This is a genomic window from Streptomyces solicamelliae, assembly GCF_045348655.1.
GTDB lineage: Bacteria > Actinomycetota > Actinomycetes > Streptomycetales > Streptomycetaceae > Streptomyces > Streptomyces solicamelliae.
The window spans coordinates 5,807,607-5,828,223 of record NZ_CP160404.1 but is presented as its reverse complement, the minus strand read 5'-3'; the positions used below and the strand labels follow the sequence as shown (position 1 = coordinate 5,828,223).

Below are 20,617 nucleotides of genomic sequence, written 5' to 3'. Positions count from 1 at the left end.
GCCGTGTGTCGGGGGGAGCGGCCCGGTAGGCTGCTGCCTTGCCCGCCCGCCTCGAAAGGACCGTTGACGTGCCGACGTCCAGCGCCAGCACCACCGACGCCGCCAAACCCGCCGCCAGCGGGGGCGTCCAGTCCCTTGAGCGTGCCTTCGATCTTCTGGAGCGCATGGCCGATGCCGGGGGCGAGGTCGGTCTCAGCGAGCTCTCCGCGAGCAGCGGGCTGCCGCTGCCCACGATCCACCGGCTGATGCGGACCCTGGTCGCCTGCGGCTACGTCCGCCAGCAGCCGAACCGCCGGTACGCCCTCGGACCCCGCCTGATCCGGCTCGGCGAGTCCGCCTCCCGGCTGCTCGGCACCTGGGCCCGCCCGTACCTGGCCCGGCTCGTCGAGGAGACCGGGGAGACGGCGAACATGGCGCTGCTCGACGGCGACGAGGTCGTGTACGTGGCGCAGGTGCCGTCCAAGCACTCGATGCGCATGTTCACCGAGGTCGGCCGGCGCGTACTGCCGCACTCCACGGGCGTGGGCAAGGCGCTGCTCGCGAACACCCCGGCGGAGGACGTCCGCGCGCTCCTCGCCCGTACCGGGATGCCGGCCGCGACCGAGAAGACGATCACCACGCCCGAGGGCTTCCTCGCCGCGCTGGACGCGGTCCGCGAGACCGGCTACGCGGTCGACGACAACGAGCAGGAGATAGGGGTCCGCTGCCTCGCGGTGCCGATCCCCAACTCCCCCACCGCGGCGGCCATCTCCATCTCCGGCCCGGCGGGCCGGGTCACCGAGGCGGCGACGGACAAGATCGTCCCCGTCCTCCAGCAGGTCGCCGAGGAGCTGTCGACGGCCCTCGCGAACACCACGGGCAACGGCAACGGCGCCTGAGGCACACGGCAGGCACCACGCGGGCACACGGAGAGCGCCGGCCGGGTCGAACCCGGCCGGCGCTCTCGCGTACGCAGGCCCTGCCGGGGATGCGGGCCGCCGCCTGCTCGCTGCGGCACACGGAGCCGCCCACCTCGTCCTGGGGTGGGCGGCTCCTTGTGCCGGCGGGTACAGACGTGGCGTCGACTCAGACCGCCGCGGCCCGTTCCGTCAGCCGGCCGTCCTGCACGGCGACGACCCGGTCCGTCCGGTCCAGGTGCGTACGGTCGTGCGTGACCAGCACCGTCGCCGTCCCCCGCTCCTCGGTCAGCGTGGCCAGCAGCGCGACGACCGCCGCGCCCCGCTCGTGGTCCAGCGCGCTGGTCGGCTCGTCCACGAGCAGCACCGAGGGCTCGTTCATCAGGGCCCGCGCGATGTTGATGCGCTGCCGCTGACCGCCGGAGAGCTGGTGCGGGCGGCGGCCCGCCTGGCCGGCGAGACCCACCGCGTCCAGGAGCGCCAGGGCCCGGTCCCGTACCGTCTTCGGCTTGGCGCCCGACAGGTGCGCCATCACCTGCAGCTGCTCCACCGCCGTCAGCGAGGCCAGCAGGTTCGGCTGCTGGAAGACGATGCCGATGCGCTCGCGCCGCAGCGCCGCCCGGCCCGCCGCGTCCAGCGACGCGGTGTCCGTGCCCGCCACGACCACCCGGCCGCGGTCCGGGGTCACCAGCGTCGCGGCCACGGCGAGCAGGCTGGACTTGCCGGAGCCGGACGGGCCGACCACGGCGGTGAGGGTGCCGGCCGGCACCTCCAGGCCCACGGAGTCCAGGGCGGTGAGCCGCCCGTCCCCGTCGGGGTAGGTGAGGGTGACGTCGTCAAGCAGCAGGCTCATCGGGCGCTCCCGAGCGCGGTCAGGGGGTCGACGGCGGTGATCCGCCGGATGGACAGGGCGGCGCCGAGCACCCCGAGGACGATCATCACGGCGGCCGGGCCGAGCACGGTCAGCGGTTCGAGGACGAAGGGCACGTTCCCGCCGCTGATCAGCGCGCCGAAGGAGACGGCGAACAGCGTGCCCAGCGCGGTACCGGCGCTCAGCATCAGCACCGCCTGCCCGAGGGCGTCCCTCAGCAGGTACGGGGTGGACGCGCCGAGCGCCTTCAGGACGGCCACGTCGCCGCTGCGCTGAATGGTCCAGACGGTGAAGAAGGCCCCTATGACGAGCGCGGAGATGACGAAGAGGAAGCCCCGCATCAGCTGCAGAGAGCCGTTCTCGGCCTGGTAGGACCCTATGGCGGTGAGCGCCCCGTCGAGGGTCCGCGCCTCGGTGCCCGCCGCCTCGTCGCCGGCCGCGAGGTCCGCGCCGCCGTCCACCCGCAGCGCGACGACGGTGGCGGTCGGCTGCTGCCCGCCGCCGGGGCCGGCGAGCTTCTGCCAGTCGGCGAGCGAGGTCCACACGACGGGCGTGTGGCTGTACGAGGCGTCGCCGGAGACCGCCGCGACCCGGGCCTGCAGCGGCCCGAGGCGTACGGCGTCGCCTTCCGCGACGGCCAGCTCCTCGGCGGCCGACGCGGAGAGCACCACCTGTCCGGGAGCGAGCCGCCCGCTCTCGGGGGCGAGCCGGGCGGACGGCTCCGACCCGAAGGCGGAGACCGCGGCCGTGCGGTCGCCGGCGGCGGCGTTGAGGGTGCGGATGCCGAGCGGGTCGGCGGCGGTCACCCCGGGCCGCCCGGCCCACTGCCGCCACTGCTGCTCGGTGACGGCCGAGTTGGTGAAGGAGACCGACTGGCCGGAGGGCGGCGCGGCGAACGCCAGCCGGTCGGCGGGCAGTCCGGTGATCGCGGAGATGTTCTCCCGCGCGAGCCCGGCGGTCAGCCCCGACAGCAGTCCGACGAGCAGGGTGATCAGTACGACCACCGTGCCCATCAGGGTGAATCGCCCCTTGGCGAATCTCAGGTCTCTCCATGCCACGAACATGGTCACCAGACTGCTGCGCGCGGACGCCCGCGGGCATCGCGCCACGGATGGCTCCGCAATCAAACTTTCGGTTGAGTCCGGATTGTCTGCTCCCGCCTAGGCTGGTCGCATCATGGATCCCCGTTCGCTCACCCCTGCCCTGCGCGCGCTCCGCGTGTGTCTGCATCTCCTGATGGCCGGCCTGCTCGTCCTGGCGGCGGTGCGGTCGGACGACGGTGCGGGGGTGGCCGCGGCGGTGGTCACCGGCGCGGTGTACGCGGCGGGCTCCGCGCTCCCCGTCGTACGGCGGTCCCCGCGGGCGGCCGCGCTGTGGCTTGCGGCGCTGTGCGCGTCGTGGCTGGTGCTGCTGTGGCTGACCCCGGAGGGCCTGTGGGTCGCGTTCCCGCTGTACTTCCTGCAGCTTCACCTGCTGCCGGTGCGCTGGTCGCTGCCGGCGGTGGGGCTGACGGCGTGCCTGGCGATCCTGTCGTACGTACGCCACGGCGCGGCGCTCAACCCGGGCGTGTTCATCGGGCCACTGCTCGGGGCGGCGGTCGCGGTGGCGACGGTGCTCGGCTACCAGGCGCTGTACCGGGAGAGCGAGCGGCGGCGGCGGATGGTCGAGGAGCTGATCGCGACACGGGCGGAACTGGCGGCGGCCGAGCGGCACGCGGGCACGCTGGCGGAGCGGGAGCGGCTCGCCCGGGAGATCCACGACACGCTGGCGCAGGGGCTCTCGTCGATCCAGCTGCTGCTGCGGGCGGCGGAGCGGGCGCTGCCGGAGGGCTCACCGGCCGCCGGGCACATCGAGCAGGCGCGGCGGGCCGCCCAGGACAATCTGGCGGAGGCGCGGCGGTTCGTGCGGGAACTGTCGCCGCCGGACCTGGAGCACGGCTCGCTGGCCGGGGCCCTGGAGCGGCTGTGCGAGCCGGGGCAGGCCGGGCCGGGCGGGCCTCGGGTGCGGTTCTCGGTGAGCGGTACACCGGCGGAGCTTCCGACGCCGTACGAGGTGGCGCTGCTGCGGATCGCGCAGTCGGCGCTGGCCAACACGGTGCGGCACGCGGGCGCGTCGCGGGCGGAGATCACGCTGACCTTCATGGACGCCTCGGTGACGCTGGACGTGGTGGACGACGGCAAGGGTTTCGACCCGGCCGCCGTGAGCCCGTCGTCGGAGGGCGGCTTCGGACTGCCGGCGATGCGGGCGCGGGCGGAGTCGCTGGGCGGGACGTTCACGGTGGAGTCGGGCCCGGGGCAGGGCACGGCGATCGCGGTCACGCTGCCACTGCGGAGTACGGGAGTGACTGAAGTGACGGGAGCGACGTCATGACGATCCGTCTGCTGCTGGCCGACGACCATCCGGTGGTACGGGCCGGGCTGCGCGCGGTCCTGGACACCGAGCCGGACTTCGCGGTGGTCGCGGAGGCCGCCACGGCGGAGGCCGCGGTGGAGCGGGCCGCGACCGGGGGCGTGGACGTCGTCCTGATGGACCTGCAGTTCGGCGCCGGGATGCACGGCTCGGAGGCGACCGCGGCGATCACGTCCCGTACCGGCGGGCCGCGGGTCCTGGTGCTCACCACGTACGACACGGACGCGGACATCCTGGCGGCGGTGGAGGCGGGGGCGTCCGGCTATCTGCTGAAGGACGCCCCGCCGGAGGAGCTGGCCGCGGCCGTCCGCACGGCGGCTGCGGGCCAGTCGGCGCTCGCGCCGGCGGTGGCGCACCGGCTGATGGACCGGATGCGCACCCCGGCGGAGGCACTGACGAAGCGGGAGCTGGAGGTGCTGCAGCTGGTGGGCGAGGGTCTGTCGAACCTGCAGATCAGCAAGGCGCTGTTCCTGAGCCAGGCGACGGTCAAGTCCCATCTGGTGCACATCTACGCCAAGCTGGGCGTCGATTCGCGCACGGCGGCGGTGGCGGCGGCGCGGGAGCGGCGGCTGATCAGGAGGTAGGCGGCCGGGTGCTGCCGGAGGCTCGCGGATGCCGCCGGACGCTCAGGCGCGCGGCGGTTCGCCGAAGAGTTCGACGGCGTCACGGACCGCGCCGAGGGCACGGGTGAGGGCGCTGACCGAGCCGACCGAACCGGCCACGAGCAGCAGCGAGCGGCGCAGCCGCCGTACCTCGGGCACTCCGCCCATGGCCATGGCGTCCATCGCCGCCAGTTCGTCCTCGGCGATCCCGCGGTCGGTGAACTCGACCGGGTAGCCCGCCAGTTCGCGCCGCAGCCGGGCCACGGCCGCGCGCAGTCCGGGCACCCTCGGATCCTCTTCGCCACCGGTCACAGGCATCTGCCCCATGCTCCGCAACAAAGCTCTCCCCCTCGCACGTATGCGTGCTCGCTGTGCAGTTCGCACCGATCGGACCCTGCGAACGGTGGTCAGGCGCCGGGGGTCGCCGCCAGTCAACCCCATCGCGCGCTCCGCGCGCCACTCCGGCGACGGAATTCGGCGGGCGATTTCCACGGGTTCATGCGGTATGCAGATTGCATGGACGCCACCTCACGCCACCCCCTCTCCGCCGGTCCGCCGGCCGCCCCTCCCGTCGCCGGTCTGCTGCTCGCGGCCGGGGGCGGCCGGCGCCTGGGAGGCCGGCCGAAGGCGCTGCTGCCGTACCGCGGCCGCCCGCTCGTCGAACACGCCGTGCGCACGCTCCGGGAGGGCGGCTGCGCGGTGATCCATGTGGTGCTCGGCGCGTCGGCGGAGCTCGTACGGGAGCGGGCGGAGCTGCCCGGCTGTGTCCTGGTCGACAACCCGGCGTGGGAGGAGGGCATGGGCTCCTCGCTCCGCGCCGGACTGGCGTCACTCAAGGAGACCGGAGCGGACGCGGCACTGGTGAGCCTGGTGGACCAGCCGGGCATCGGTCCGCGGGCGGTGGCCCGGGTCCGGGCGGCGTACCGCTCGCGGGCGAGCCTGGCGGCCGCCTCGTACGAGGGGAGGCGCGGCCATCCGGTGCTGTTCGGCGCGGACCGCTGGGCGGCGGTCGCGGCGGGCGCCGTCGGGGACAAGGGAGCCCGCGACCATCTGCGGGCGCACCGGGATGCGATCACGCTGGTGGACTGTTCGGATGTGGCCGAACCGTACGACATCGACACGGAGGCGGATCTGGCGCACCTTGGGTGAGGGGCGTGGCGCCGCGTGAGGAGCGTGGCACCCAGCGCCACGTTCTGTCGACCCAAAGAATCTCGATATCAACAAACGATTGAACTTCCACCATAAGGAAACTAGTATCCACTGTTCAGAAGCGCCTGATCGCCTGTGACGGCGCTCCCGGCCGTATCTCGGCGCCTGTGGCACCGCGTGCCACATGACGACGCCCGGCGGCCGACAGGCACCGCCCGTGAAGTCCGCTGAAGGAAGTGACAGTTCATGTCCGCACCAGCGCCGTCCCCCCTGGCAGTCGTCGACGCCGCCCCCCTGCCCCGGCAGGAGGAGGTGCTGACCGACGCGGCCCTCGCCTTCGTGGCGGAGCTGCACCGCCGGTTCACGCCGCGCCGGGACGCGCTCCTCGCCCGCCGGGCGGAGCGCCGCGCCGAGATCGCCCGCACCTCCACCCTCGGTTTCCTGCCGGAGACCGCCGCGATCCGCGCCGACGACTCCTGGAAGGTCGCCCCCGCCCCGGCGGCGCTGAACGACCGCCGGGTCGAGATCACCGGTCCGACCGACCGCAAGATGACGATCAACGCGCTGAACTCCGGTGCGCGGGTGTGGCTCGCCGACTTCGAGGACGCCTCCGCCCCCACCTGGGAGAACGTGGTCCTCGGCCAGGTCAACCTGATCGACGCGTACACCCGGAACATCGACTTCACGGACTCCCGCTCGGGCAAGACGTACGCCCTGAAGCCGGCCGAGGAACTCGCCACCGTCGTGATGCGGCCCCGCGGCTGGCACCTCGAGGAGCGCCACCTCACCTTCGAGGGCCGCCCGGTCCCCGGTGCCCTGGTCGACTTCGGCCTGTACTTCTTCCACAACGCCCAGCGCCTGATCGACCTCGGCAAGGGCCCGTACTTCTACCTCCCGAAGACGGAGTCGCACCTCGAGGCCCGACTCTGGAACGACATCTTCGTCTTCGCCCAGGACTACGTCGGCATCCCGCAGGGCACCGTCCGCGCGACCGTCCTGATCGAGACGATCACGGCGGCGTACGAGATGGAGGAGATCCTCTACGAGCTGCGCGACCACGCGGCGGGCCTCAACGCCGGCCGCTGGGACTACCTCTTCTCCATCGTCAAGAACTTCCGTGACGGCGGCCCGAAGTTCGTCCTCCCGGACCGCAACGCGGTCACCATGACGGCCCCGTTCATGCGGGCGTACACCGAACTCCTCGTCCGTACCTGCCACAAGCGCGGCGCACACGCGATCGGCGGCATGGCGGCCTTCATCCCGTCCCGCAAGGACGCCGAGGTCAACAAGGTCGCCTTCGAGAAGGTCAAGGCCGACAAGGACCGCGAGGCCGGCGACGGCTTCGACGGCTCCTGGGTCGCCCACCCGGACCTCGTCCCGATCGCCATGGCCTCCTTCGACGCGATCCTCGGCGAGAAGCCGAACCAGAAGGACCGGCTGCGCGAGGACGTCCGCGTCGAGGGCCCGGAGCTCATCGACATCGCCTCGCTGGACGCGAAGCCCACGTACGACGGGCTGCGCAACGCCGTCCAGGTCGGCATCCGCTACATCGAGGCGTGGCTCCGCGGCCTCGGCGCGGTCGCCATCTTCAACCTGATGGAGGACGCGGCGACCGCCGAGATCTCCCGCTCCCAGATCTGGCAGTGGATCAACGCGCAGGTCGTCTTCGAGAACGGCGAGCAGGCCACCCCCGAGCTGGCCCGGAAGGTCGCCGCCGAGGAGCTCGCCGCGATCCGCGCCGAGATCGGCGAGGAGGCCTTCGCGTCCGGCAAGTGGCAGCAGGCCCACGACCTCCTGCTGCACGTCTCCCTGGACGCCGACTACGCCGACTTCCTCACCCTCCCCGCGTACGACCAGCTGGTCGGCTGACCCGCACAGCCAGCCGAACAGCACCTCCCGCACGAACAGCTCCGCCCCCGGTGACGCACAGCACCGGGGGCGGAGCTCTTGCATCCGCCCTTCCCCCGCGCTCCGCGCTTCCGCTCTTCGCAACCGCCAAGAGGCGGCCGGGGCCGAATTCACGGACCGACTTACCGGTCTCCTCCGTGACGAAAGCGAAACCTGACGCTACCTAGCGGTAACAAGCCACGACGTGCCAGATTCCGCCATGCCACCGGCCGGCGGCTGTCCCCCACGTCACTGCGCACCCGCAGGAGCACAGCCATGCCTCTCCCCCGTCACCGCCTCGCCCGCGGCCTGCTGGCCCTCTCGCTGGCGACCGGCGGCCTGCTCACGGCCGGGATCTCCCCCTCCGCCGCAAGCCCCGGCTCGGGCCCCACCGCCGTCGTCGCGATGGGCGACAGCTACATCTCCGGCGAGGGCGGCCGCTGGCAGGGCAACAGCCTGACGAAGACCGGCGGCCGCGACGGCACGGACCGCGCCTGGACGGGCTCCGCATACGATCCGAGCCGGGTGTACGGCACGACGGCGGCCAACGGCTGTCACCGCTCCGACGGCTCCGAGGTGCGCAGCGCGGGCGCGATCGCCGACGCCCTGATCAACCTGGCGTGCTCGGGCGCCACGACGCAGAACGTCTTCCGCGCCTCCAACGGCGGCGTCTCCTTCAAGGGCGAGGCCCCGCAGGCCGACCAGCTGGCGGCGATCGCAAGCTCGCACGACGTCGACACCGTCGTCCTGTCGATCGGCGGCAACGACCTGGGCTTCGCGGACATCATCCGCAAGTGCGCCACGGACTACATCGTCTGGTACTCGTACTGCCACGACGACCAGCAGCCCGTGGTCGACTCGAAGATCAACGGCGTGATGACGAACGTCGGCAAGTCGATCGACGAGATCCGCGCGGTGATGAGCGCCGCCGGGTACTCCGCCTCCGACTACCGCGTGATCCTCCAGTCGTACCCGTCCCCGATCCCCCGCGGCGCGGACAACCGTTACTCCGAGAGCGGCTGGACGCGCACCAACACGGGCGGCTGTCCCTTCTGGAACAAGGACTCCGACTGGGCCCGCGACTCCCTGGTCCCCCAGATCTCGAACCGGCTGAAGGCCGTGGCGACGGCGAAGGGCGCGCAGTTCATGGACCTGCGCGACATGCTCCAGGGCCGCGAGGTGTGCGCGAAGGCGTCGAAGCTGGTCAGCCCCACGGTCCCGGCGTCGGCGACGACGAGCGAGTGGGCGCGCTGGATCGACCAGAACGAGACCCAGGGCCCCATCCAGGAGAACATGCACCCCAACCACTACGGCCAGCAGGCCCTCGGCCGCTGCCTCTCCCTCATGAACGCGAAGCCGACCGGCGACTTCAGCTGCCGCAACACGGCGGGCGCGGGGGCGTCGGGGATGTACCTGACCAGCCTTTCCTAGACGGCCGGACGACAGGGCGCGTGGCGCGGCCGCTCCTCGGGAGCGGAACCGCCCCACGCGCCCTGCTTTTTCGTTTCACCACCGGCTCGGGATGGGCCATGCAGGCGAAAGGTGACGTTGCGTGACCCATACGGCCCATATGTGACGTGACCCGGCAGGTCACGCTTCGTTCTCGGAGCGCAGTTTGTCACTTCCTTTTCACCCAAGCAGGAAGGGAATTCATGCGCTCCATCAAGGCCCTCGTCGTCGCCGTCTCCGTCGGCGCCCTCACCCTGGGCACGACCGCGATCTCGCAGGCGCTCGACCTGAATCACCCCGGCGTGGCCCAGACGCGTTCGTCCGCGCCCGCCGACGGCGATCACAAGGACCACGGCAAGCACCACGGCAAGGGCGGCGACAAGGTCCACATCTCGAAGGACGATCTGGACCACAGCTGCAAGGGCAAGACGTTCGGCTACTGCACGCAGAAGGTCGAGTTCAGCCCCACGATCATCGGCGATCTCACCACGGGTCTGATCGGCCTCATCGGCACGACCACCACGCCGCCGACCACCAACGGCACCACGACCCCGCCGACGACCAACGGCACCACCACTCCGCCCACCACCAACGGCACCACCACCCCGCCGACGACCAACGGCACCACGACGCCGCCCGCGAACCAGTGGTGCTCCCCCGGATTCTGGGCTCAGAACCCCGGGGCGTGGATGGACCCGAACCGCGGGGACACCCCGTACAACCCGGCCCTGACCGTGCCGCCCGGCTCGGCCTACCTCGCCTCGTTCCCGGACGAGGATCCCCTCGTGCTCTCGCAGGCCGGCGAGAACGCGGGGAACGTGCCGCTCAACCCGTCCCTGCGGTACATGCTGCTGAACGCCGAGTACTACGAGGGCCCGCCGTCCCCCGGTGAGCGCCGGGAGCAGATCGCCGACCTGCTGAGCGACGCCGCCGGTCTGCAGTGGACCGACCCGGAGAACCACGCCGGGGCCACCTGCCCGTTCAGCGCTGACGAGGCGAACGGCAACTGACCCACGTGGACACACGGCTCGTGCGGTGGGCGGCGACCGCTCACCGCACGAGCCGTCGGAGCCGAAGGAACCCGATGGAACCATCCAGGGGTACGGACGGACCGGCCCTCCCCCCGCACCCGGAGAGCGGAACGACCACGACAGCGAAATTCCCTCCACCCCGGTCCACGCCGGACGCCGGCGCGAGCATCGCGCCCCCCGAGGGAAACCACCGTCCGCGGTCCCCCTGGTCGGTCGCGGCACTCGCTCTGACCGCCGTCGTGCTGGCGGCTGCCCTGCTGACGCATCTGGCCATGGTGTTCCTGAGCCTGGCTCCGACGAATGCCGTCAGCTCGAAGCACCGGGCGAGGATCGACGCCTACGTGCAGCCGGAGTTCGGCCAGGACTGGCGGCTGTTCGCGCCCAACCCGCAGCAGCGCAACGAGGCCGTCGGCGTCCGGCTGCGCACCACGAGCGCGAACGGGACTCCCGTCCTCTCCGGCTGGGTCAACCTCACCGCCGAGGACGTCGAGAGGATCCGAGGCAGTCTCGCGCCCAGTCACGCCCACCAGAACATGCTCCGCCGGGCGTGGGACGGCTACGTCAACAGCCACAGCCCCAAGGACCGGCCGCGGAGGGGCCCGCTCAGCGAGCTGTCCCGCACGTACCTCAAGCGCGTCGTCCTCCAGCGGATGGGCCGCGAGTGGCAGGGGCGGCAGATCGTCGGGATCCAGGTCGCCGGCCGCTTCACCGCCGTGGCACCGCCGTCGTGGCATCCGGAACAGGCCCCGGACACCACCACCTACCGGGTGCTGCCCTGGTGGCCGGTGACGGACCAGGACTACAGGGAGCTGTGAGTTGAGCACCGTACCCCTCCAGCGGCTCGCCCGGTTCGTCCGCGCCACGCGGGCCCCCTACCAGGCCGCGCTGTTCCGGATCGGACTCGCCGCCGTCGTCGCGGCGTTCCTGCTGCGCGAATGGCCGCACCGCCGCGTCCTGTTCGGCGACCGCAGCCCGTTGTCGTACGACATGGCCCTCACCCTGATCGAGCAGGAGGGGACCTTCACCGTACTGAGCTGGTGGGGCGGACAGCTCTGGTTCGAGATCGTCTACACCCTGACGATCGTGGCGGCGCTCGCCGTCATGGTCGGCTGGCGGACCAGGACCACGACCGTCCTGTTCATGGTCGGGGTGATGTCGCTGGAGAACCGCAACACCCTGGTCGGCGACGGCGGCGACAACATCATCCGCATCATGGTGATCTACCTGGTGTTCACCCGCTGTGCCCAGGTGTGGTCCCTGGACGCCCGGCGCGCCCGCGCCGCCCGTGCCCGCGGCACCGAGTCGACCGCCGACCGGACCGGGATCGCCCTGTGGTCGGTGACGGGCGCCCTGCTCTTCTGGGCCTTCGGACTTCCCGTGCAGGGCGGCTGGCCACTGGTCCTGTGGCTGCTGTGGGCGGTGCACGGCGTCTGGTACGTGGTGAACCGGCGGCTGCCGGGGCACGAGGTGCGCTCGGTACTGGACGACTGCGCGGCCATGCTGCACAACGCCGCGATGCTCGTGATCGCCGTGCAGGTCTGCCTGATCTACTCGACGGCCGGCTGGTACAAGATCCAGGGGCTGCGCTGGCAGGAGGGCTCCGCCCTCCACTACGCCCTGCACCTCGACTACTTCACCCCGTGGCCCTGGCTCTCGGCCACGGTGGCCGCCAACGCCGTGCTGGTCCTGGCCCTGACCTACCTGACGGTCGCGGCGCAGGTGGCCTTCCCGTTCACCCTCGGCAGCCGCAGGGTCAAGAACGTGCTGCTGGCCGTGATGATCGCGGAGCATCTGGGCATCGCCGTCCTGCTCGGCATCCCGTTCCTGTCACTGATCATGGTGGTGTGCGACGCGGTGTTCCTGCCGACGGCCTTGTTGCTCGCGCTGCGCACGCGGCTCGGACGCCTGGCGCCGCGGCCGCCTCAGCGCGTGACCACGGTGCGCTGCGCCGAGAAGGCGCCCCAGGTGCCGTCGGGGAGCTTGGCCCGGAGCATGACGGAGTAGCGGGTGCCGGGTGGGTCCGGGACCGTGAAGGTGTAGGTCGCCCGGCGGGTCGGCGGGGTGGAGCCCCAGACGATGGTGGTGGTCAGGCGGCCGTTGAGGTGGAGTTGGTGTTCCTTGATCTGGGCCCCGTCGGTTTTCGGCGGGGCCCAGGTCAGTGTGATGGCGTTCTTCCCGGCGGTCGCCTTCAGGTCCGTGGGGGCCGTCGAGGTGGGGATCCTGCCGCCGGGGGTGGTGAGGTCGAGGGGGGTGCTGTCGGGGGAGCTGTTCTCGGCGGCGTCGCGGGCGCGGACGGTGAAGGTGTAGATGGTGCCGGGGCGGAGGGTGGTGACCTCTGCGCTCGTCGCGGCGCCCGGGACCGTGTGGATGCGGGTGTCGGCCTGGTAGACGTCGTAGGCCGTGATCGCGGTGTCGTCCTTCGCCGCCTGCCAGGTGAGGGTGGCCGTGCGGGGGCCGGTGGCCCTGCCGGCGAGGCGGGTGGGGCTGGTGGGGGCGGTGCGGTCCTCGGCCTGGGCGGCGAGGGTGGTGACGGGGACGCTCGTGCTGTGCGGGGAGCGGTTGCCGGCGGCGTCACGGGCCAGGACGGTGAAGGCGTAGGGGGTCTGCGCGGTGAGGCCCTCGATGTCGGTCATGAGGGTCGTCGCCGGGACCTCCTTGACCTTGCGGCCCTGTCGGTGGATCTCGTACGCGGTGATGCCCCGGTCGTCGGCGGAGGCGCTCCACATGACGTGCACGGTGGTCGCGCTGCCCGACTGGGCGGTGACGCCGCGGGGGGCGGTGGGGGCGCGGGTGTCCGCGTCGGGGGACGTGGCGCAGGCCGCGAGCGTGAGGGCCGCGGCGACGGCCATTGCGGTCAACTGCGGTGCGGTGCGCGGGCGTTGCACCTGGATGCCTCCGTCCGTCGAACGTCCGGCTATTTGGTCCAGACCTATATCGCACACCTGCGGGACGCCCGGCAAGGGTGCGTTGTCAGTGGCGTGCGCTTCACTGAATTCGTCACTCTCCGTAGTCGGATGTGGGGGAATCATGACGGACCGTACGACGTACACGACGCTGACCGGGCTGCGCAGGCGCGGCTGGACGGACACGATGGTGCGCAGCCTGCTGGGCGAGCCGGACGTGCAGGGGCGGAGCCCGCGGCTCTGGTCGCTCGCGCCGGTGCGGCTGTATCTGCTCGCGCGGGTCGAAGCGGTGGAGCGGACGGAGGAGTTCGCGCTCTGCGCCCGGGCTCCCGGGGGCAGTCGGTCCGCCGCGGCGACCGCGGGCGCGCAGGCCAGGCGACGGGCCGTACTGGCGGCGATCCGCGCCGAGCCCGTCGCCGTACCGTGTCTTCCCCCGCCGGACCTCGAACGTCGTGCGGTGCGTCATCGCCGGCTGCTCGGGGCGCGGGGGTCCGAGGAGATCACGCCGGTCCTGCTCGTCCGCTGGCAGGTCAACTACCTGCGTCACGCCCTGAAGCGCTACGAGGCCCTGCTCGACGGTCTCTTCGGCGACGTCGGCCTCGCGGAGGCGCGGCGGCTGCTCGACCGGCGGCTGTACGAGGCGATCGCCGGCGCCTATCCGGCGCTGGCGGAGGAGTGCCGGCGGCGCATCGTGGCCGGGGAGGAGGTGGGCGCGTTCGGTGACGTGCCCGCGCGGGGCGGGGGCGGTGGGGATCTGGGGGTTCCTCGGCGCGGGTCGTGAGGCGCGCACGGCTCCGGGGCTACTCGGCCGTCCTGCCGAGGGCGGTCAGGACGGCACGGCAGGCGGCCGGGACCGGGGCGATCAGTTCGGTGGGGAAGCGGGGCCGCAGCGCCTCCGCCGCCTCGCCCAACGGGCCGCCGCCGATGACGACCCGGGTGGCGCCGTCCTCCGTCAGGCTGCGGCGGACGGCGACTGCCAGCTGGTCGAGGAGGAGGTCCGGGTGGGCTGCCAGGTGAGACGGATCGTCCGTCGTCAGGCGGATGCCGGTGTAGCGCGGTGTCAGGCCCAGGCCCGCCACGCGCGCGGCGATCGCCCCGGCCAGTTCCGGGGTGGTCGTCGCCACGCCGAAGCGGGCGCCGCCCGCCGCGGCCTCTCGCAACGACGCCTCCGCCAGGCCCACGACCGGTACTCCGGCCCGGGCTCGGAGTTCCGCGAGGCCCGGGTCGCCGAAGGCGCCGACGATCAGGGCCGCGCACTGCCCCCTCGCCACGGACCGCAGGCCCGCGGTGACGACCTGGGGCGCGGCGGCCGCGAGGGCCGCCGGGTCGGTGAGGGTGCGGGGGCCCCGGCGGACGGTCACGCCGTGGACCGGGAGGCCCGACGCGGCCAGTTCGCGGCGGGCGAGGGCGACCATCATCGCCGTCGTCGCCACCGAGGTGTTCGGGTTGATCAGCACGACGCCGGCCCCCGCCGCACCAGCGGCGGGGACCGGCTCCGCAGAAGAGGAAGGAGTCCTCATGCTCAATGCGCGTGCGCCGCCTTCGCGGTGGCCGTGCCGGAGATCTCCTCGCCCGGCTCCATGGGCGCGGTGACCTGGTCGTCGTCCCGGTTGTTGCCGATGTGGTTGAAGACCAGGTTCAGCAGCACCGCCGCGACACAGCCGGTGGAGATGCCCGAGTCCAGGATGATCTTCGCGGTCTCCGGGAACGCGTGGTAGAACTCCGGCACCGTGATCGGGATGATGCCGACCGCGAGCGAGACGGCCACGATCAGGACGTTGTTGTCCTTCTCCAGGCCGGCCTTCACCAGCGTCTGGATGCCGCTGGCGGCGACCGATCCGAACAGGACGACGCCCGCGCCGCCGAGCACCGGCCGCGGCACGACCGAGATCAGCGAGGCGGCCACCGGCGACAGACCCATCAGGACCAGGAAGCCGCCGCCGCAGGCGACCACGAACCGGCTGCGGATCTTCGTCATCGCGACCAGGCCGATGTTCTGCGCGAACGCGCTGCACATGAAGCCGTTGAACAGCGGGCTGATCGCGGAGCCGAGAGTGTCGGCGCGCAGTCCGGCGGCGATGGTCTTCTCGTCGGCCGGCCGGTCGACGATCTCGCCGAGGGCGAGCATGTCCGCGGTCGACTCGGTCATCGACACGAGCATCACGACGCACATGGAGATGATCGCGGCGAGCGCGAACTGCGGGGCGCCGAAGTGGAACGGGGTCGGGAAGCCGACGATGTCCGCCTCGATGACCGGGCTGAAGTCGGTGACACCGAAGGGGACGGCGATGACGGTGCCGATGACCAGGCCGACGAGTACGGCGATCTGCTTGAGGAAGCCGGTGGTGAAGCGGCGCAGCACCAGCACCACCACGAGGGTGATCGCGGCGAGCGTCAGATAGGTGGTCGACCCGTAGTCCTCTGCCTTGGGGTTGGGCCCCTGGGCCCAGCCGAAGGCGACGGGCAGCAGCGAGACGCCGATCAGCGTGATCACCGTGCCGGTCACGACCGGCGGGAAGAAGCGGACCAGTTTCGAGAAGTAGGGGGCGGCTATGAAGCCGAGCAGTCCGGCGACGATGATCGCGCCGAAGATGATCGGGAGGGCGTCGGCCTTGTCGTCGGTGGTGTCGACGATCGCCAGCATCGGCGCGACGCCGGCGAAGGTGACGCCGTTGACGAACGGCAGCCGGGCGCCGATCTTCCAGACGCCGAGCGTCTGCAGGAAGGTGGCGAGTCCGGCGGTGAAGAGGCTGGCTCCGGTGAGGAACGTCAGCTCGGCGCCGGACAGGCCCACGGCCGCTCCGACGATGAGGGGCGGGGCCACCACGCCCGCGTACATCGCGGCCACGTGCTGGAGGCCACTGGTGAGCATCTTCAAAGGGGGCAGGGTCTCGTCGACCGGATGCTTGCTCCGGTCGGCGGGTTCGGCGCTGTCTGCATTGTGAACCTGGGGCTCAGCGGCCACGGCGGTTCCTCCGGTCGATTACACGTCGGCGGTGACGCAGGTTTCAGGGAGGGTGGTGCTGGTGGTGCAGTGGTGCGCCTCACGGGTGCGGCTCATGAGGTGTGGTGCGGTCCGCGTGACGAGGGGGAGCACACGGCGGGTGGAGCGAGCGGTACGGCGGTGGGGGGTGACCGTCCGGGGAGCGCCGCACCGATGGCGGTACGGACGCTCCCCGTCCGGCTGCCACGGGCCCCGCTCGGGTCCGTGGCCGACCGGTCGAGGGCCGTCCCCCTCGACCGGACGCTGCCTCCACGACCCGGGAAGGGCCGTGGAAATCCTTGGTTCAGCCCTGGGCCGTGATCCGGGCCAGGCGCCGCGCCTCGGCGCGCGCGTCGCGGGCGATCTGCTCCTCGTCCGCGAACAGCAGCCGGCCCAGCTCGACGATCTGACGGCCGTCGACGAACGAGGCGGTCACGGGGGCCGCGGCACCGAGTACGAGCGCCGAGACCGGGTCGGCGATCGAGGAGTGGCCGAGGCCGTCGACCTTCCAGAGCACGAAGTCGGCCAGCTTGCCCGGTTCCAGGGAGCCGATGCTGTCCGCGCGCCCGAGGACCTGCGCGCCACCGTACGTGCCGAGGCGCAGCGCCTGGCGGGCGGTGAGCGCGGCCTCGCGGTGGGCGCCGAGCCGGTTGATCAGGAGCGCGTTGCGCAGTTCGGTGTGCAGTTCGCCGGACTCGTTCGACGCGGTGCCGTCGACGCCGAGGCCGACGGGGACGCCGGCCCGGAGCATGTCCGGGACCCGGGCGATGCCGGCGGCCAGGCGGGCGTTGGACGACGGGCAGTGCGCCACACCGGTGCCGGTGCGGGCGAAGGCGGCGATGTCGGAGTCGTTCATGTGGACGCAGTGCGCCATCCACACGTCCTCGCCGAGGAAGCCGGTGGACTCGAAGTAGTCCGTCGGGCCCATGCCGAAGAGCTCGTGGCAGAACTTCTCCTCCTCGACCGTCTCCGAGCCGTGGGTGTGCATGCGCACGCCGAGCCGGCGGCCGAGCGCCGCGCCCTCGCGCAGCAGTTCGGTGGAGATGGAGAACGGGGAGCAGGGGGCCACGGCCACCTGCGTCATCGCGTCGAAGGAGGGATCGTGGTGCTGCCGGACGGTCTCCTCGGTCGCGGCGAGCGCGCCCTCGGTGGTCTCGACGGCGAAGTCCGGCGGCAGACCGCCGTCCTTCACGCTGCGGTCCATGGAGCCGCGGGCCAGGGTGAAGCGGACGCCCATGTCCCGGGCCGCGCCGATGATCGCGCCGGACAGGTCGCCCGAGCCCCGCGGATACACGTAGTGGTGGTCCATGGCGGTGGTGACGCCGCCGCGGGCCATCATCGCGAGCGAGCCCTGCGCGGCGGTCCGGACCATCGACTCGTCGATCCGTGCCCAGGTCGGGTAGAGGGCCACGAGCCAGTCGAACAGGTTGTGGTCGGTGGCCAGTCCGCGGGTGATCCACTGGTAGAAGTGGTGGTGCGTGTTGACCAGGCCGGGCGTGATCAGGTGGCCGGTCGCGTCGATCCGGCGGACCACGTTCTCCAGCCCCTGGGGGGCCCGGCCGGGGCCGAGGGACTCGATCCGGTTGCCGGCGACGACGAGGTGGCCGGAGGCGTACTCGGTGTCGTGCGCGTCGACGGTGGCGATCGCCGCGTTCTCGACGACGAGGCGTGGGGGCGCTGCCGAAGGTGCTGCCATGACGGTGCTTCCTTCATGCGAGGAGGGCGGATGGGCACGGCAGAGCCCTGGGCGGCGGCCCCGCCCGTCGGTGGGCGGGCAGGGCCGCTGCTCGGTGCCGCTTACAGGTTGGTCATGTCGACCGGGATCTGCGCCGTGGCGCCGTCGCGCAGCACGGTGGCCTCGATCAGGCCGTACGGGCGGTCCGCGGCGTAGTAGACCTCGTTGTCGTTCTTCAGGCCGAACGGCTCGAGGTCGACGAGGAAGTGGTGCTTGTTCGGCAGCGAGAAGCGCACCTCGTCGATCTCCGCGCGGTGGTTGATGATCCGCGTGGCCATCTGGTACAGCGTCTGCTGCAGGGAGAGCGAGTACGTCTCGGCGAAGGCGTGCAGCATGTGCTTCTTCGTCTCGGCGTAGGACTTCTCCCAGTTGGGCATCCGCTGCTCGTCGTCGGTCCAGTTGAACCGCCAGCGGCCGGAGACCTGGGTGGCCAGGATGCGGTCGTACGCCTCCTGGAGCGTCGTGTACTTGTCCTTGATGTAGCCCCAGAACTCCGAGTTGGTGGAGTTCATGACGATCAGGTCCTTGAGGCCGGAGATGACCTCCCAGTTCTGACCGTCGTACGTGATCTGGGTGACCCGGGTCTCCTGGCCCTTGCGGACGAAGGAGTGGGCGACCTCGTCGGCGCCGATGAAGCGGGAGTTGGCCTCCGAGGCGGCGATGCGCTCCCAGGCGTACTCCTCGATCCGGATCCGGGCCCGCTTGATGGGCTCCTGGCTGGACACGAAGTGCCGGGCCAGGTGGATGCCGAACTGCTCGGCCGACTCGATCCCGTACTCCTTGGCGAAGGCGTACACGGTGTTCTTGGTCGTGTCGGTGGGCAGGCAGTTGGCGTTGGAGCCGGTCAGGTGGACGTCGTCGAGGTCGCCGGAGAGGGAGACCGAGACGTTCAGGTCCTTGATGTGGTGGGTGGCGCCGTCCCGCGTGATCTTGACGACGCGGTTCTCTGCTTTGCCGTACTGGTTCTGGCCGAGAATCGTGGGCATGTCTGCTAGCTCCCTCGGTAAACGGAGTAGCCGAACGGGTTGAGCAGCAGCGGTACGTGGTAGTGCTCGCCCGGAACGACGGCGAACGTGATCGCCACCTCCGGGAAGAACGCACCGCTGTCCCGATTCGCGGGGGCGTCCTGCTGCGCCTCGGCTTGCTTGTCTTGCTTGCTCAGGAAGTACGCCTCGGTTGCGAAGTCGAGGCGTACGTGGGTGGTGCCCTCCGGCAGGGCCGGCAGGTCCTTGCACCGCCCGTCGGCGTCGGTGGCGGAGCCGCCGAGCGCCGTCCACTCCTTGTCCGAGCCCGAACGGGCCGACAGGGAGATGGCGACGCCCTCGGCAGGGCGGCCGATGCTGGTGTCCAGGATGTGCGTGGACACCGAAGCGGTGGTTGCCGTGCTCATCAGTTCTCTTCCTCCACGAGACGGGTCAGCCGGATCCGGTTGATCTTGCCCAGCTCGGTGCGGACGATCTCCCGCTCCCGCTCGGGCGAGTTCTCGATCCGTTCCCGGACCGCGTCGCGCATCTCCTCACCGGACCTGCCGGTGGCGCAGATCAGGAAGACGTGGCCGAACTTGTCCTGGTAGGCCAGGTTGAGTTCGAGCATCTCGGCCTTGAGCTGTTCGGAGGCCCCGGCCATCCCGCTCTGCTCGCGGGAGGAGGTCGGGTCCCCGGCCTTCGGACGACCGATCGGCGGGTGGCCCGCCATCGCCTCGGCGAGGTCCTCCGCGGTCAGTTCGGCCATGGCGGCGTCGCTGGCGCGGAAGAGGTCTTCGGCGGTGGCGTACGGGCGCTGGGCGAGGAGCTTGCTCCCCCACGCCGAGCTGGAGCACACCTCGTGCAGGGCCGCGACGGCGTCGCTGTCCGCCGAGGTGTTGAACCGGTTGAGGCCCGGTGTCGTACCTGAAGTCACGGGAAAGCCTCCGTGGCTGTTTTTCGCTGTGCGTCGGACGGGCTGCGGATAGCTAACGCCCTCCGCAACACCACGTCAACACTTTGTTGAAAATCTGCTTGCACAGAAGCCGTCGTCCCGACATGTGGACGACGGCTCGTGGCAGAACATGATCGACTAGTCGCTCTTGGGCGACTTTTCCCTGCTCAGGGCCGTCTCCCTGTTCAGGTAGTTGTAGACGGTGAACCGGCTGACGCCCAGCGCGCCGGCCACCGTCTCCACGCCGTGCCGCACCGAGAAGGCACCCCGCGCCTCCAGGGCGCGGACCATCTCCTGCTTGGTCTTGCGGTCCAGCTCCGCCAGCGGCCTGCCGTGCCGGCGCTCCATGGCCGCCAGGATGTGGTCCAGCGACTCGGACAGCTGCGGCAGCCGTACGGCGAGGACGTCCTCGCCCTCCCAGGACAGCACGACGTCGTCCGCCCCGGCCTGCTCGGGACCCAGTATCTCCGCGCCCATGGCGTCGACCAGCGGCTTCACGGCCGCGACGAGGGGGTGTTCGGTCACTGCCCGTCCTCCCCGATCACGTTCACCTGGAGCGAGACCCGCGTGGCGCCGGCCGCCAGCGACCTGCGCAGCAGCGCGTCGACGGCAGTCAGCACCTGGTCGGCGCCACCCTCCGCGGTGTTGCCGAAGGGGCCGACGTCGACCTTGTCCAGCTCGGCGGACTGGATGACTTCCCGGGCCACGACCGCGTGCGCCGGCGCCTCGTCGAGGTCGAACGGCTCGGTCGTGAACTCCACTCTCAAACGCACCATGGCCCCACG

At 71.6% G+C, this 20,617-nt stretch carries 22 protein-coding genes; 10 read left to right on the top strand and 12 right to left on the bottom strand.

Going from position 1 to position 20,617, the window contains the following annotated elements:
- Positions 1-68: 68 nt before the first annotated feature.
- Entirely contained in the window at positions 69-878 is an 810-nt protein-coding gene (locus ABZO31_RS26880) for an IclR family transcriptional regulator (protein WP_406863866.1), read from the top strand.
- Between the two features lie 187 nt (positions 879-1,065).
- On the opposite strand, the gene ABZO31_RS26875 is transcribed toward ABZO31_RS26880, so the two are convergent.
- On the bottom strand, positions 1,066-1,749 hold the full coding sequence (locus tag ABZO31_RS26875; RefSeq protein ID WP_406863865.1) for an ABC transporter ATP-binding protein: 684 nt from the start codon (positions 1,747-1,749) through the stop codon (positions 1,066-1,068).
- Positions 1,746-2,831: an ABC transporter permease gene (locus tag ABZO31_RS26870; RefSeq protein WP_406863864.1), complete on the bottom strand. Its 1,086-nt coding sequence runs from the start codon at positions 2,829-2,831 to the stop codon at positions 1,746-1,748. The genes ABZO31_RS26875 and ABZO31_RS26870 overlap by 4 nt, the downstream gene beginning before the upstream one ends.
- A 112-nt stretch (positions 2,832-2,943) precedes the next feature.
- On the opposite strand from ABZO31_RS26870, the gene ABZO31_RS26865 reads away from it, so the two are divergent.
- Entirely contained in the window at positions 2,944-4,137 is a 1,194-nt protein-coding gene (locus tag ABZO31_RS26865; protein ID WP_406863863.1) for a sensor histidine kinase, read from the top strand.
- Positions 4,134-4,760 (top strand): response regulator, encoded by a 627-nt coding sequence (locus ABZO31_RS26860; RefSeq protein WP_406863862.1) that lies wholly within the window; start codon positions 4,134-4,136, stop codon positions 4,758-4,760. Before ABZO31_RS26865 ends, ABZO31_RS26860 begins: the two co-directional genes overlap by 4 nt.
- A gap of 42 nt (positions 4,761-4,802) precedes the next feature.
- Here ABZO31_RS26860 and ABZO31_RS26855 read toward each other — a convergent pair whose 3' ends face one another.
- Positions 4,803-5,117 carry a DUF5955 family protein gene (locus ABZO31_RS26855; protein ID WP_406863861.1) on the bottom strand — a complete coding sequence of 105 codons (315 nt, stop codon included), beginning with the start codon at positions 5,115-5,117 and terminating at the stop codon, positions 4,803-4,805.
- A 177-nt stretch (positions 5,118-5,294) separates the two neighbouring features.
- On the opposite strand from ABZO31_RS26855, the gene ABZO31_RS26850 reads away from it, so the two are divergent.
- The 6 genes from ABZO31_RS26850 (at position 5,295) to ABZO31_RS26825 (ending at position 12,298) form a co-directional block, all read left to right on the top strand.
- A complete protein-coding gene (locus tag ABZO31_RS26850) occupies positions 5,295-5,927 on the top strand; it encodes a nucleotidyltransferase family protein (RefSeq protein ID WP_406863860.1) in 633 nt (210 codons plus the stop codon).
- 246 nt (positions 5,928-6,173) lie between these two features.
- Complete coding sequence (gene aceB, locus ABZO31_RS26845) at positions 6,174-7,796, top strand: malate synthase A (protein ID WP_406863859.1); 1,623 nt, start codon at positions 6,174-6,176, stop codon at positions 7,794-7,796.
- Positions 7,797-8,090: 294 nt separating this feature from the next.
- A complete protein-coding gene (locus ABZO31_RS26840; RefSeq protein WP_406863858.1) occupies positions 8,091-9,245 on the top strand; it encodes a GDSL-type esterase/lipase family protein in 1,155 nt (384 codons plus the stop codon).
- A 221-nt stretch (positions 9,246-9,466) separates the two neighbouring features.
- Positions 9,467-10,273, top strand: a complete 807-nt coding sequence (locus tag ABZO31_RS26835) for a hypothetical protein (RefSeq protein ID WP_406863857.1) — start codon at positions 9,467-9,469, stop codon at positions 10,271-10,273.
- A 260-nt stretch (positions 10,274-10,533) separates the two neighbouring features.
- Positions 10,534-11,109 (top strand): DUF5819 family protein, encoded by a 576-nt coding sequence (locus ABZO31_RS26830; protein ID WP_406863856.1) that lies wholly within the window; start codon positions 10,534-10,536, stop codon positions 11,107-11,109.
- Position 11,110: 1 nt separating this feature from the next.
- Positions 11,111-12,298, top strand: a complete 1,188-nt coding sequence (locus tag ABZO31_RS26825; protein WP_406863855.1) for an HTTM domain-containing protein — start codon at positions 11,111-11,113, stop codon at positions 12,296-12,298.
- Here ABZO31_RS26825 and ABZO31_RS26820 read toward each other — a convergent pair.
- Complete coding sequence (locus tag ABZO31_RS26820) at positions 12,217-13,143, bottom strand: fibronectin type III domain-containing protein (RefSeq protein ID WP_406865483.1); 927 nt, start codon at positions 13,141-13,143, stop codon at positions 12,217-12,219. The two genes, ABZO31_RS26825 and ABZO31_RS26820, sit on opposite strands and share 82 nt — an antisense overlap.
- Before the next feature lie 178 nt (positions 13,144-13,321).
- Between ABZO31_RS26820 and ABZO31_RS26815 the strand changes: the two genes are divergently transcribed.
- Positions 13,322-13,978, top strand: a complete 657-nt coding sequence (locus ABZO31_RS26815) for a hypothetical protein (protein WP_406863854.1) — start codon at positions 13,322-13,324, stop codon at positions 13,976-13,978.
- A 19-nt stretch (positions 13,979-13,997) separates the two neighbouring features.
- Here the strand turns inward: ABZO31_RS26815 and ABZO31_RS26810 are convergent, their stop codons facing one another.
- The 8 genes from ABZO31_RS26810 to ABZO31_RS26775 all read right to left on the bottom strand — a co-directional run bounded on the left by ABZO31_RS26810 (position 13,998) and on the right by ABZO31_RS26775 (position 20,608).
- Positions 13,998-14,717: an aspartate/glutamate racemase family protein gene (locus ABZO31_RS26810; protein WP_406863853.1), complete on the bottom strand. Its 720-nt coding sequence runs from the start codon at positions 14,715-14,717 to the stop codon at positions 13,998-14,000.
- A 2-nt stretch (positions 14,718-14,719) separates the two neighbouring features.
- Positions 14,720-16,069, bottom strand: coding sequence for a nucleobase:cation symporter-2 family protein (locus ABZO31_RS26805; RefSeq protein WP_406865482.1), 1,350 nt, complete (start codon positions 16,067-16,069; stop codon positions 14,720-14,722).
- A gap of 415 nt (positions 16,070-16,484) precedes the next feature.
- On the bottom strand, positions 16,485-17,876 hold the full coding sequence (locus tag ABZO31_RS26800; protein WP_406863852.1) for an 8-oxoguanine deaminase: 1,392 nt from the start codon (positions 17,874-17,876) through the stop codon (positions 16,485-16,487).
- Positions 17,877-17,977: 101 nt separating this feature from the next.
- Positions 17,978-18,901, bottom strand: a complete 924-nt coding sequence (pucL, locus tag ABZO31_RS26795) for a factor-independent urate hydroxylase (protein ID WP_406863851.1) — start codon at positions 18,899-18,901, stop codon at positions 17,978-17,980.
- A gap of 5 nt (positions 18,902-18,906) precedes the next feature.
- Positions 18,907-19,305 (bottom strand): hydroxyisourate hydrolase, encoded by a 399-nt coding sequence (gene uraH / locus ABZO31_RS26790; protein ID WP_406863850.1) that lies wholly within the window; start codon positions 19,303-19,305, stop codon positions 18,907-18,909.
- Positions 19,305-19,814: a 2-oxo-4-hydroxy-4-carboxy-5-ureidoimidazoline decarboxylase gene (uraD, locus tag ABZO31_RS26785; RefSeq protein WP_406863849.1), complete on the bottom strand. Its 510-nt coding sequence runs from the start codon at positions 19,812-19,814 to the stop codon at positions 19,305-19,307. The genes uraH and uraD overlap by 1 nt, the downstream gene beginning before the upstream one ends.
- Before the next feature lie 156 nt (positions 19,815-19,970).
- A complete protein-coding gene (locus ABZO31_RS26780) occupies positions 19,971-20,309 on the bottom strand; it encodes a helix-turn-helix domain-containing protein (RefSeq protein WP_406865481.1) in 339 nt (112 codons plus the stop codon).
- 44 nt (positions 20,310-20,353) lie between these two features.
- Entirely contained in the window at positions 20,354-20,608 is a 255-nt protein-coding gene (locus ABZO31_RS26775; protein ID WP_406863848.1) for a hypothetical protein, read from the bottom strand.
- Positions 20,609-20,617: the final 9 nt, after the last annotated feature.